The organism is Streptomyces sp. NPDC020884 (assembly GCF_044333935.1).
Lineage (GTDB): Bacteria > Actinomycetota > Actinomycetes > Streptomycetales > Streptomycetaceae > Streptomyces.
In genome coordinates this window covers 420375-433048 of record NZ_JBIRRY010000003.1, presented here as the reverse complement: position 1 = coordinate 433048, position 12674 = coordinate 420375, and the positions used below count along the sequence as shown (strand labels likewise).

9 protein-coding genes are annotated in these 12674 nt (G+C 72.4%); 5 read left to right on the top strand and 4 right to left on the bottom strand.

All coding sequences use genetic code 11. The features are described 5' to 3' along the window. The first annotated feature begins 58 nt into the window (after nucleotides 1–58). Entirely contained in the window at nucleotides 59–1612 is a 1554-nt protein-coding gene (locus tag ACH4UK_RS12910) for a FadD3 family acyl-CoA ligase (RefSeq protein ID WP_398356064.1), read from the top strand. Between the two features lie 141 nt (nucleotides 1613–1753). Here the strand turns inward: ACH4UK_RS12910 and ACH4UK_RS12905 are convergent, their stop codons facing one another. Both ACH4UK_RS12905 and ACH4UK_RS12900 read right to left on the bottom strand, forming a co-directional pair. Continuing rightward, the gene (locus ACH4UK_RS12905) at nucleotides 1754–1930 is read right to left on the bottom strand and encodes a hypothetical protein (protein WP_398356063.1); all 177 of its coding nucleotides are present in this window, start codon (nucleotides 1928–1930) and stop codon (nucleotides 1754–1756) included. A gap of 205 nt (nucleotides 1931–2135) precedes the next feature. Next, nucleotides 2136–5093, bottom strand: a complete 2958-nt coding sequence (locus ACH4UK_RS12900; RefSeq protein WP_398356062.1) for an AfsR/SARP family transcriptional regulator — start codon at nucleotides 5091–5093, stop codon at nucleotides 2136–2138. Between the two features lie 314 nt (nucleotides 5094–5407). Between ACH4UK_RS12900 and ACH4UK_RS12895 the strand changes: the two genes are divergently transcribed. Continuing rightward, a complete protein-coding gene (locus ACH4UK_RS12895; protein ID WP_398356061.1) occupies nucleotides 5408–6628 on the top strand; it encodes an amidohydrolase family protein in 1221 nt (406 codons plus the stop codon). A gap of 49 nt (nucleotides 6629–6677) precedes the next feature. Here the strand turns inward: ACH4UK_RS12895 and ACH4UK_RS12890 are convergent, their stop codons facing one another. Both ACH4UK_RS12890 and ACH4UK_RS12885 read right to left on the bottom strand, forming a co-directional pair. Beyond that, the gene (locus ACH4UK_RS12890) at nucleotides 6678–7505 is read right to left on the bottom strand and encodes a MerR family transcriptional regulator (protein WP_398356060.1); all 828 of its coding nucleotides are present in this window, start codon (nucleotides 7503–7505) and stop codon (nucleotides 6678–6680) included. Nucleotides 7506–7674: 169 nt separating this feature from the next. Beyond that, nucleotides 7675–7878, bottom strand: a complete 204-nt coding sequence (locus ACH4UK_RS12885) for a cold-shock protein (protein ID WP_003967102.1) — start codon at nucleotides 7876–7878, stop codon at nucleotides 7675–7677. A gap of 367 nt (nucleotides 7879–8245) precedes the next feature. Between ACH4UK_RS12885 and ACH4UK_RS12880 the strand changes: the two genes are divergently transcribed. From ACH4UK_RS12880 to mqnC, 3 genes are all read left to right on the top strand, one after another. Next, the gene (locus ACH4UK_RS12880; protein WP_398356059.1) at nucleotides 8246–9127 is read left to right on the top strand and encodes a menaquinone biosynthetic enzyme MqnA/MqnD family protein; all 882 of its coding nucleotides are present in this window, start codon (nucleotides 8246–8248) and stop codon (nucleotides 9125–9127) included. 276 nt (nucleotides 9128–9403) lie between these two features. After that, nucleotides 9404–11398 (top strand): serine/threonine-protein kinase, encoded by a 1995-nt coding sequence (locus ACH4UK_RS12875; protein ID WP_398356058.1) that lies wholly within the window; start codon nucleotides 9404–9406, stop codon nucleotides 11396–11398. 72 nt (nucleotides 11399–11470) lie between these two features. Beyond that, on the top strand, nucleotides 11471–12670 hold the full coding sequence (mqnC, locus tag ACH4UK_RS12870; protein WP_398356057.1) for a cyclic dehypoxanthinyl futalosine synthase: 1200 nt from the start codon (nucleotides 11471–11473) through the stop codon (nucleotides 12668–12670). Nucleotides 12671–12674: the final 4 nt, after the last annotated feature.

Genomic DNA, 12674 nt, shown 5'->3' with positions numbered 1-12674 from the left:
CAGAGGCTACCGCTAATCTGACGGATAGTCAGCTAGTGCGGCGGCAGGAGGGCGCGTGATGCGAGGCGACGAGGAATGGGGCAGCATCCCGGAGCTGGTGCGGACGGCGGCGCGGCGGTACGGCTCCGTCGAGGCGGTGGCCGACGGCCGCACCCGGCTCTCGTACGCCGAGCTGGGCGAGCGGGTGGAGCGCGCCGCCGCCGCGTGCCTGGCCGCCGGGGTGGAGCCGGGGGACCGGGTCGCGATCTGGGCCCCCAACACCCCCGACTGGATCGTCTCGGCGCTCGGGGCGGTGACGGCCGGCGCGGTGCTGGTCCCGCTGAACACCCGCTTCAAGGGCACCGAGGCGGCGTACATCCTGCGGCGCAGCCGGGCCAGGCTGCTGTTCGTCACCGGCACGTTCCTGGGCACCTCGTACGTGGCGTCGCTGCGGCGGGCGGAGGTGAAGCTGCCGGACCTGGATCAGGTGGTGGTGCTGGCGGACACCGCCTCCCAGGACTACACGAGCTGGCCCGACTTCCTGGCGGGCGGGGCGGGCGTCCCGTCCTCCGCGGTACGGGAGCGGGCGGCGGCCATCGCCCCCTCGGACCCCTCCGACATCATCTACACCTCCGGCACCACAGGCCGCCCGAAGGGTGCGGTGATCACCCATGCGCAGACGCTGCGCGCGTACGCGATCTGGAGCGATCTGGCCGGTCTGCGCGAAGGCGACCGCTACCTCGTCGTCAATCCCTTCTTCCACACCTTCGGCTACAAGGCGGGGATCATCGCCTGTCTGATGCGGGGGGCCACGATGGTCCCGCAGCCGGTGTTCAACGTGGACACGGTGCTGGCGAACATCGCGGCGGAACGGATCTCGGTCCTGCCGGGCCCGCCCACGCTCCACCAGTCGCTGCTGGACCACCCGGCCCGGGGCGCCCACGACCTGTCGGCCCTCCGCCTGGTGGTGACGGGCGCGGCGGTGGTCCCCCTGCAACTGGTGGAGCGCCTGCGCAGCGAACTGCACATCGCGACGGTCCTCACGGCGTACGGCCTCTCCGAGGCGAGCGGGATCGTCACGATGTGCCGCCGGGGCGACGCGCCGGAGGTCGTGGCCACCACGTCCGGCCGGGCGATCCCCGGCACCGAGATCCGAGTCCTGGCGGAACCGGGCGCTCCGGGGGAGGTGCAGGTCCGCGGCTTCAACGTGATGACCGGCTACTTCGAGGACCCGGACACGACGGCCGCCACGATGACCCCGGACGGCTGGCTCCGCACCGGCGACGTGGGCGTCCTGGACGAGGCGGGCAACCTGCGGATCACGGACCGGATCAAGGACATGTTCATCGTGGGCGGCTTCAACGCCTACCCGGCCGAGATAGAGCAGCTCCTCGGCCTCCACCCGGACGTGGCCGACGTCGCGGTCATCGGCGTCCCGGACCCGAGGCTCGGCGAGGTCGGCAAGGCCTACGCGGTCCGCCGCCGGGGCGCGACGCTCACCGCGGACGACCTGATCGCCTGGTCCCGCCGCGAGATGGCGAACTTCAAGGTGCCGAGGACGGTGGAGTTCCTCACCGAACTCCCGCGCAACGCGAGCGGCAAGGTGGTGAAGGGGGAGCTGCGGGGCCGGTAGAGGCCACCCCCGGACATGCGGGAGGGGCCCGAGCGCTCCCCCCCCGACTCGGGCCCCTCACACATTCCCCCGTACCGCGGCCGCGGCGACTCCCCCTCGGCGTCGCCCCGGCCGCTCCCCCCGTATCCCCGTCGGGAAGGTCTAGGCGGGCTCGCCGGTGGCGTGGTTGTCCAGCGGCTTGACCGTGCCACCGGTGGCGTGGTTGTCCAGCGGCTTGACCGTGCCACCGGTCGCGTGGTTGTCCTGCGTCGTGGCCTCCCCGCCCGTGGCGTGGTTGTCGAGAGGCTTCACGACCGGCTTGTTCTTCGCATCGCTCATGGTGTTCTCCAGCTCCCTGAATGGCTGTGCTCGGATTCGACGGGCCCGCCCGGCAACTCCCCCGTCGGGTTGCCGGGCGGGGGTCTTTCGGCCGTCCAACTTACCTGCGTGGCCGAGGCCGGCCCGTCTGCCCCCCGACGCGACGGAACGACTGGGACCACCATGTCGGGGCGCGATAAACGAATGATGAACGTTGCTCACGGCTTCACGCGGGCAGCGTGGGAGCCAGCAACTTCCGTACGGCTCCGGCCTCCGCCGAACCGAGCGTCTCGTATATCTCCAGCGCCTCGCGCCAGCACACCTGGGCCCGGCCCGGCTGGCCGATTCCGTTCAGCGCCTGGCCCAGGACGGTGAGGACGTTGCCGCGCCGCCACTCCCCGCCGATTCCGCGCAGGACGGCGAGCGCCTGCTCGGCCTTCGTGGCCGCCTGCGCCGGAAGCCCGGCGGCCAGGTCCACCTCCGCCAGGCGGAAGGTGGCCATCCCCTCCCAGAGGCGCTGCCGGCTGTCCCGGAACACGGCCAGCGCCTCGTGGAGCTGCTCCGTCGCGTCGGCGAGCCGCCCGCTCTGGGTGAGGGCGAGTCCCAGGGCGTACCGGCCGTTGGCGCCGCGCAGGGCGTGGCCCAGACCGTCGTAGATGTCGATCCCCTGCTGAGCGAGAGCGACCGCGTTGGCGGTGTTCCCCATCGCGAGGTGGATCCGGGAGAGGTTGCACAGGGCGCTCGCCTCACCCGGGCGGTTGCCGTCGGCCCGGAAGTTGGCGATGGCCTGTTCGAGGTACGCCTCTCCCTCCGCGTGGCGGTTCTGGTAGAGCGCGATGATGCCGAGGTCGTTGGGGGCCCAGCAGCTCGGCAGCGGATCGCCCACGGCATGGGCGAGCCGCATGGCACGCTGCGCGTCCTGCTCCGCCTGGTCGAACCGGCCCCCCACGAGACGGGCGTTGGTGAGGGTGATCAGCGCCCGGCCCTCGGCCCGCGCGTCGTCGCTGGACCGGGCCAGGTCGCGCATGGTGATCGCCGCGGCCTCGTACTGCTTGGAGTTCGCACCCGACTCCGCGAGGTCCTTGGTGGCCCAGAGCAGATCGACCGCACGGCGTACCGCCCCGGCCCCCGACGCCTGCCGCACGCAGGCGAGCAGGGAGTTGGCCTCCGTGTAGAGCCAGTCCTGCGCGCTGTGCCGGTCGGCGAACGTCAGCCCGCCGTACTGGGTGGGCTCCCGGTGGTCGGCCAGCCGGTCCCCCGGCCGCTCCAGCGCGTACACCCCCGCAGCGGTCGCCAGATAGAAGTCCAGCAGCCGCGACAGCGCCAGCTCCCGCTTCACCGGGGGCTGTTCGTCCCGCTCGGCGCATGCACGCGCGTAGAGACGCACCAGGTCGTGGTAGCGGTAGCGGCCCGGAGCGGCGGACTCCACCAGGCTCGTGTCGACCAGGGCCTCCAGGAGGTCCTCCGCCGTGTGCGGGTCCAGGTCCAGCAGGGCCGCTGCCGCGGCGAGGGAGATGTCCGGGCCGTCCGCGAGACCCAGCAGGCGGAAGGCGCGGGCCTGGGCCGGTTCCAGCTGGCCGTAGCCGAGCTCGAACGTGGCCTTCACCGCGAGGTCGCCCGCCTGGAGCTCGTCCAGCCGGCGGCGCTCGTCCGCGAGCTTGGCGGCGAGCACCGAGACCGTCCAGGTGCGGCGCGCCGCCAGGCGCGAGGCGGCGATGCGGATGGCCAGGGGCAGGAAGCCGCACGCGGCCACCACGTCCAGGGCCGCCTCGCGCTCCGAACCGACCCGCTCCGCCCCGACGATGCGGGTGAAGAGCTGGAGCGCCTCCTCGGGCGACATCACGTCTAGGTCGACCAGATGCGCCCCGGCCAGGTCGACCATCCGCACCCGGCTCGTCACCAGCGCCGCGCACCCCGGCGTGCCGGGCAGCAGCGGGCGGATCTGGGCGGCGTCGTGCGCGTTGTCGAGGAGGATCAGGATGCGGCGGCCGTCCAGCGTCGAGCGGTAGAGCGCGGCCCGCTCGTCCAGCGTGTCGGGGATCGCCGAGTCCGCCGTCCCGAGCGCCCGCAGGAACGCCCCGAGCACCGTCTCCGGCTCCGCCGCCCGCGCCCCCGCGCCCTGGAGGTCGACGTAGAGCTGCCCGTCCGGGAAGTGCCGGCGGGCCTGGTGGGCGACGTGGACCGCCAGTGTCGTCTTGCCGACGCCGCCGATCCCGGCCACCGCGGAGACGGCCATCACCGAGCCCTCGGCGGTGGCCAGGCGGCTGCCCAGCTCGGTCACGAACGCGGAGCGGCCGGTGAAGTCGGGCACGGTCGCCGGAAGTTGTGCGGGGCGCAGCGGCGCGGGCGCCGGGGCCGGCTCGTCCGCCGGGCGGGCCAGCTCCTCGTCGGCGCGCAGGATCCGCTGCTGGAGCTGGGCCAGTTCGGGGCGCGGGTCGACGCCCAGCTCCTCCGCGAGGAGCCGGCGGGTGTCCGCGTACACCGCGAGGGCCTCCGCCTGCCGGCCGCTGCGGTACAGCGCCACCATCAGGAGCTCGCGCAGCCGCTCGCGCAGCGGGTGCGCGGCGGTGAGCGCGGTCAGCTCGGAGACGGCCTCCGCGTGGCAGCCGACCTCCAGGTCCAGGTCGAGCCGCGCCTCGGTGAGCTGGAGGCGCCACTCCTCCAGCCGGGTGCGCTGGTTGTCCGCGTACGGCCCGGGGACGGAGGCCAGCGCCTCGCCGTCCCACAGGCCCAGCACCTTGTTGATCAGGGTGCGCGCCTGGCAGCGGTCCCCCGCCGCGCGGGCCTTCTCGGCCTCGCCCGCCAGGTCCTGCGCCAACGTGAGGTCGAGCGCCGCCCGGTCGGTCCGGATCGCGTACCCGCCGGACTCGCTCACCAGGGTGTCCTGGCCCAGGATCTTGCGCAGCCGGGAGGCGTACGTCCGGATGGTGGCCAGCGCCTGCGAGGGCGGGTCCTCGCCCCAGAACGCGTCGATCAGCTCGCCCGCGGTGGCCGTCCGGCCCTCGCGCAGCAGCAACGCGGCCAGCAGGGCGCGCTGCTGGGGCGAGCCGGAGGAGAGCAGCTCCGAGCCCCGCCAGGCCCGTACGGGGCCGAGCACGGTGAACCTGAGGGCGTGCGCCGTACCCGGTTTCTCCGGAGCACGCTGCTCCGGTACGCGCACGCGTGGCCCGTTGTCACGGTCCATTGATGCCCCCTGTCCTGCTCGCCTGCCGGTCCCGCTCGTCTGCGGATCCTGCCGGTGGTGCCCGTGCCCGAATGTCCGCCCGTGCGTCGAAGTGCGGTATGCATCCGGATGGCGCGGTACCGCTGGTATCGCGCTCAACAGTCTGCCTTGTCTCGGGTGGACTCGTCAGCAGTGGGTGACGCTCTGCACAAGCCCTCGACAACGATTCGGGAACCGTGCCCCGTGCGGTGTCCGGCGGCGTCCCCGTGCCGTGACCCGTGCCCATGCGTACGCACTAGCTGACGGTTCGTCAGATCCGCGCTACCGTGGAACGCATGGAGACCTTCCCGAAGATCATCTCGGTGGACGACCACACGGTGGAGCCCGCTCATGTCTGGCGGGACCGGCTCCCGTCCAGGTACGCGGACTCCGGACCGCGCGTCGTCCGCGCACCGCTGAAGGAAATGACCTTCATGGGCGGCAGGTTCGCGCCCGTGATGGGCGCGAAGGGCGACGACGGGCCGGTCGGCGACTGGTGGGTGTACGAGGACCTGCACCGCCCGCTCACCCGCCTCGACACCGCCGTCGGCTACGACAGGGACGAGATCAAGCTGGAGATCATCACCTACGAGCAGATGCGGCCCGGCTCCTTCTCGGTCCCGGAACGGCTCGCCGACATGGACGTCAACCACGTCCAGTCCGCGCTCTGCTTCCCGACCTTCCCGCGGTTCTGCGGGCAGACGTTCACCGAGGCGAGCGACCGCGAGCTGGGGCTCCTCGGCGTGCGCGCGTACAACGACTGGATGGTCGAGGAGTGGTGCGGCCCCGAGGCGCACGGCCGCCTCATCCCGCTCACGCTCGTCCCGCTGTGGGACGCGGAACTCGCCGCCGCCGAGGTCCGGCGCAACGCGGCGCGGGGCGTGCGCGCGGTCGCGTTCTCCGAGATACCTCCCCATCTCGGGCTTCCGTCGATACATGCGGACGACTGGGATCCGTTCCTCGCGGCCTGCGACGAGACGGGCACCGTGATCGCCATGCACATCGGCTCCTCGTCGAAGATGCCGTCCACCTCCGCCGACGCCCCGCCCGCCGTCGGCTCCACCATCACCTTCGCCAACTGCTGCTTCTCGATGGTCGACTGGCTGATGAGCGGCAAGTTCGAACGCTTCCCGGGCCTGAAGATCATGTACGCGGAGGGGCAGATCGGCTGGATCCCCTACATCCTGGAGCGCGCCGACGTGGTCTGGGAGGAGAACCGGGCCTGGGGCGGCGTCGCCGAGAAGGTCCACCGGCCGCCGTCCGAACTCTTCGCCGAGCATGTCTACGGCTGCTTCTTCGACGACGCCTTCGGACTGAAGAACCTCGACGCGATCGGCGTCGGCAACGTCCTGTACGAGACGGACTACCCGCACTCCGACTCCACCTGGCCCCGCTCCCGCGAGGTCGGCGAGGAGCAGATGGGGCACCTGGCCCCGGACGTCGTCGACCGGATCGTCCGGGGCAACGCGATCGAACTGCTGGGACTCACGCCGGACGGGCTCTGGGCGGGCGCGTAGCCGTACGCACGGGGAGGGGCGGTGCCGTCTCCCCTCCCCGTACGCCGGATCAGGCCTTCGCCACCGGTTCCTGGAGCTCCGTCACCCACTGCTCCCGGTCCGCCGGGCACTCCAGGGAGACCTCGCGGTTGTAGCCGGTGGAGCGGTAGCCGTTGGCGTCCAGCCAGCGGGCCAGGGTCTGGACCGTCGGCATCACGTCGTCCATCGCGCCCCGGTGCACGATCGTCGCCGCCTCGAAGGGCGGCAGCTCCACCACGCTCACCCCCGTGTCGCCGACCGCGCCCACCGGGGCCGACACCGTCACGCCGGCGTGCACCGTGATCGCGCCGCCGTCCCCGGGGGCGTCCTCGTAGCGTGCGATGCCCGGTCCCGTCGGCCGGACGCCCGCGCCCTCGAGCAGCGGGAAGAGCTGCTCGTACAGCGGGCCGATCACCGGCCCGATGTCCTGCGGCTGGTAGCTCGCGGCCGTCCCGGTCAGCTCGGCCACCCGGACCGCGGGAACGGTCTTGATCACAACGTCGTCGGCAGGCATCTGCCCCTCGCTCTCGATCGACCGGAGCCTCGCGTCGACCCGGGCCAGCCGCGTCGACGCGGCCGCCACCGCCTCCGCCAGCTCGGCCCGGCGCAGCCGCAGCATGCCGCGCAGCTCCTCCGGCCCCACCCGCTCGTCCAGGACGTCCCGCACCTGGTGGAGCGTGAAGCCGAGGTCCTTGAGCGCGATGATCCGGTTGAGCCGTGCCAGCTGGGCCGCGCCGTAGAGGCGGTAGCCGGTGGCGGGGTCGGTGCGGTCGGGGTGCAGCAGCCCGATGGCGTCGTAGTGACGCAGCATCCGGGGCGACACCCGTCCGTACCGGGCGAAGTCTCCGATGGTGAACATGATGGCTCCCACTGCACGGCTTCACACGGTGTGAAGGTCAAGCGGCCACCCGCACCGGTTGTCGTGATGGCCCCCGGGAACAGGCAGGAGCCCCGTTCCTCCGCCGAGGCGGGGGAGCGGGGCTCCTTGGGTACTACTGTGTACGGCCGCGATCGACCGACCCGGGCAACTAGGCCGGGGTGACGTTCTCAGCCTGCGGACCCTTGGGTCCCTGAGTGACGTCGAAGTTCACGACCTGGTTCTCCTCGAGGGAGCGGAACCCGGACGCGTTGATCGCGGAGTAGTGAACGAAGACATCCGGGCCGCCGCCGTCCTGGGCGATGAAGCCGAAGCCCTTTTCAGCGTTGAACCACTTGACGGTTCCGGTAGCCATAAGCCCTCCTTGGGCCAAAGGGTTGCCCTGCTCCAGAACCTGCAAACAAGTCTGAAAACTACAAAAGCCTGCGGGTTACATGCTCCGCAGGCTCTGTACTGCAAGGGAAACCAAACTGCAACTTGCGGGCGAGCCTAGCACGCAGTCTCCGGCGAGCGGTAGAGGGAAAGATCACCTCTCCCGAATGTTTGACCGCCCCGCCGGGCGTCCGGTGAGAGGCCCCCGGAAGGGGGTGCGGACCGGGGTGTGAAACGGGGTGCGGGCAAGGGTGCGGGCGAGGGTGTGGAGGGGAGTGCGGAGGGGGCGTGGGGCAGGGCGCGCGGGCCCCGGTGGTGCCCGTGGCCGGATACGGGTCTAGCCTCGCGATGTGGACAATTCAACCGTCTCCCCCCGCGAAGGCGACGACGACCGTCGCAGCCGGCCCCGCGTCGGCCACATCCAGTTCCTGAACTGCCTCCCGCTGTACTGGGGCCTGGCGCGGACCGGAACCCTGCTCGACCTGGAACTCTCCAAGGACACCCCGGAGCGGCTCAGCGAGCAGCTGATCAGGGGGGACCTGGACATCGGCCCGGTCACCCTCGTGGAGTACCTGCGCAACGCCGACGACCTGGTGGCCTTCCCCGACATCGCGGTCGGCTGCGACGGGCCCGTCATGTCCTGCGTGATCGTCTCCCAGCTCCCGCTGGAGCAGCTCGACCGGGCCCGGGTGGCGCTCGGCTCCACCTCCCGCACCTCGGTGCGGCTGGCCCAGCTGCTGCTGGCCGAGCGCTACGGCGTCCGGCCGGACTACTACACCTGCCCGCCCGACCTGGGGCTGATGATGCAGGAGGCGGACGCCGCCGTGCTGATCGGCGACGCCGCACTGCGCGCCAACCTGCACGACGCCCCTCGGCTCGGGCTCCAGGTCCACGACCTGGGCCAGATGTGGAAGGAGTGGACGGGGCTGCCGTTCGTCTTCGCCGTCTGGGCGGCCCGCAAGGACTTCCTCGCCGCGCGGCCCGAACAGGCGGCCCAGGTCCACGAGGCGTTCCTGGCCTCCCGGGACCTCTCCCTGGAGGAGGTCGCCAAGGTCGCGGAGCAGGCGGCCCGCTGGGAGTCCTTCGACGCGAAGGTGCTGGAGCAGTACTTCACGACGCTCGACTTCCGCTTCGGCCCGGACCAGCTGGCCGGTGTCCGCGAGTTCGCCCGCCGCACGGGTAAGGACACCGGCTACCCCGCCGACGTCCATGTGGAGCTGCTCGGCGGCTGAGCCGGGAGCCGGGGCCGGAGGCCGGGGCCGGGGAATGCGGGGAATTCCCTTTTCCCGTTCCCGTACGGGGAATGGAGGAGGGGCGGCGGAACAACACATTCGCGCCTTTCCCCGGGGCGAAAAGATCCCCTCCTGACCGGAGAAGGGGGAATGGTCCGGCCGTTTCCCGGTGACCGCGCCGGTGGCGCCCCCTAGGCTTCGGTCCGAGTCCGGACCGTCCGCAGGGATTACCGTCCACGGGGTTCACCGACCGCAGGGTTCACAGGGGGAGTCCATATGCAGCCGCTGGAAGCGGGCGAACCGCACACCATCGGTGCCTACCGGCTGCTCGGCAGGCTCGGCGCGGGCGGCATGGGCCGGGTCTACTTGGGGCGCAGCGCGGGCGGCCGCACGGTCGCGGTCAAGGTCGTCCACCCCCACTTCGCCCTCGACGAGCAGTTCCGCGCCCGGTTCCGGCGCGAGGTGGAGTCCGCCCGGCGCATCGGCGCCCAGTGGACGGCCCCGGTCCTGGACGCCGACCCGGACGCCCCGGTGCCGTGGGTGGCGACCGGTTACGTCGCCGGGCCGCCGCTCTCCCAGGCGATCACCGAGCACGGCCCCCTGCCCGAGCACGCGGTACGCACCCTGGGCGCGGGACTCGCCGAGGCTCTCGCCGTCGTCCACGGCCAGGGCATCGTCCACCGCGACGTGAAGCCGTCCAACGTGCTGCTCGCCCTCGACGGTCCCCGCCTCATCGACTTCGGCATCGCACGGGCCCTCGGCGCGACCGTCTCGCTCACCTCCACCGGGGTCTCCGTCGGCTCGCCCGGCTACATGGCGCCCGAGCAGATCAGGGGCGGGGACGTCTCGGGTGCGGCCGACGTCTTCTCACTGGGCGCCGTCCTGGCGTACGCGGCGACAGGCGAGGCCCCCTTCCCGGGAGACTCCTCCGCCGTACTCCTCTACAAGGTGGTGCACGAGGAACCCGAACTGGGCGACCTGGAGGGCGAGCTGCGCGAGGTGGTCGCGGGCTGCCTCGCCAAGGATCCGGCGGCCCGGCCCGCCCCGGCCGAACTCGCCGGTGCGCTCGCCCCCGGCGGGGCGGCGGCGATGGTGGCGGGCGGCTGGCTGCCCGGCGGCCTGGTGCGCGAGGTCAGCCGGTCCGCGGTGGCGCTGCTGGACCTGGAACCGCAGGACGCGCCGGTGCAGTCGGGGCCGGTGCCGTTCAGCAGCGCGTCGCTGGGGGCGCTGCCGGGAACGGCCGCCCCGGGCCGGGGCGGGCCGTTCGGCCCGCCCGGCCAGGGCCCGCAGGAAGCGCCGTACGGGACGCCGCGTCCGCAGGAAGCGGCGCGGGATGCGGCGCAGGAAGCGGCACGGGAAGCCCCGTACGGGACACCGCGTCCGCAGGAGGCGACGCAGGACGCGCCGTTCAGGACACCGCATCCGCAGGACGACGCCTACGGCACGCCGCATCCGCAGGACGACGCGTACGGGACGCCGCCCCCGCCCCCGCCCCCGACGCCGCCGCGCGCGAAACCCGCCTCCACCGTGCCCCCGCCCCCCACGCACGCCGGGACCTACCGCCAGGGCGGCGACGGCGCGCACGGCCCCGGCGGGCTGCCGGGCCAGCGCGCGGGCGACCCCCGCCTCTCCCTGACCGTCAGCGCCGAGAACCGGCCGGCCTCCGGGGAGCGCCGCGGCCGCCGTGTCAGCTGCACGGTCGCCCTGGCCGTGGCGGGCGCGCTCGCGGTCGTCACCTTCGGCACGGGTCTGCTCGACGGCTTCCTCCCGGGCGGCAGCGCCGACCGGAACCAGGGCACCGACGCCGCGGCGACCCCGTCCGCCTCCGCCTCCTCGCCCGCCTCCGGGAAGCCGACGCCCGCCGAGTCCGACGACGCGAGCGGGGCCCCGGCCGGCGAGCTGCCGAAGGCCTACCTGGGCACCTGGAAGGGGCCGGTCACCGAGAAGACGACCGGCCAGCCGCACGGCACCCTCACCGCCGTCTTCACCGCGGGGAAGTGGGGCGCGACGGTCGTCCGGATGAGCACGACGATCTCCCAGCTCGGCATCACCGTCACCTGCAACAGCGTCGGCACCCTCGCCTCCGGCACCGCGAAGGAGCTGAACATCCGCGAGCGCACCGACCCGGACCGCCCCAGCACGCCCGGCCTGTGCACCGCCACCGAGGCCGACCTGGTCTTCCGCCTCGCCGAGGACGGCACCCTGGACTACCGCTCGAAGGAACGCGCCGCGGGCCTTCCGTACGGGAAGCTCACCCGGTCCGGCGGCTGATCGGGCAAGGGGCTGGCGTACGCTGGATCGGTCCGAGGATCCGTAGAAAAACCGCCGAAAGGTGACAGCCCGGTGACCGAGAAGGCCGACCTTCAGCCCGTCCTCGACCGAGCCGCCGAGGGCGGTCGGATCACTCCGGAGGAGGCGCTCGACCTCTACCGGTCCGCGCCGCTGCACGCGCTGGGCGCCGCCGCCGACGCCGTACGCCGCCGCCGCTACGCCGGTACGGAACACATCGCGACGTACATCATCGAGCGCAACATCAACTACACCAACGTGTGCGTGACGGCCTGCAAGTTCTGCGCCTTCTACGCCCCGCCCAAGGCCACCGACAAGGGCTGGACCCGCGACCTCGACGACATCCTGCGCCGCTGCGCGGAGACCGTGGAGCTGGGCGGCACGCAGATCATGTTCCAGGGCGGCCACCACCCGGACTTCGGCGTGGAGTACTACGAGGAGCACTTCTCCGCGATCAAGAAGGCGTTCCCGCAGCTGGTCATCCACTCGCTGGGCGCCTCCGAGATCGAGCACATGGCCCGGATCTCGAAGGTCTCCGCCGAGGAGGCCATCAGCCGGATCCACGCCGCCGGGCTCGACTCCTTCGCCGGCGCCGGCGCCGAGCTGCTGCCCGCCCGGCCGCGCACCGCCATCGCCCCGCTCAAGGAGTCCGGCGAACGGTGGCTGGAGATCATGGAGATCGCGCACGGCCTCGGCGTCGAGTCCACCTCCACCATGCTGATGGGCACCGGCGAGACCAACGCCGAGCGCATCGAGCACCTGAGGATGATCCGGGACGTCCAGGACCGCACGGGCGGCTTCCGGGCCTTCATCCCGTACACCTACCAGCCGGAGAACAACAAGCTGAAGGGGCAGACGCAGGCCACGCTCTTCGAGTACCTGCGGATGATCGCCATCGCCCGGCTCTTCCTCGACAACGTCGCCCACATCCAGGGCTCCTGGCTGACCACCGGCAAGGAGGTCGGCCAGCTGTCGCTGCACTACGGCGCGGACGACCTCGGCTCGATCATGCTGGAGGAGAACGTCGTCTCCTCGGCCGGGGCCAGGCACCGCTCCAACCGGCTGGAGATCATCGACCTGATCCGCAAGGCGGACCGGGTCCCCGCCCAGCGCGCGACCACGTACGAGCACCTCGTCGTGCACGACGACCCGGCGCTGGACCCGGTCGACGAGCGCGTGGTCTCGCACATCTCCTCCACCGCGATCGAGGGCGGCACCGCCCACCCGGAGCTGAAGCTCCTGAGCGCCAACTAGGTCT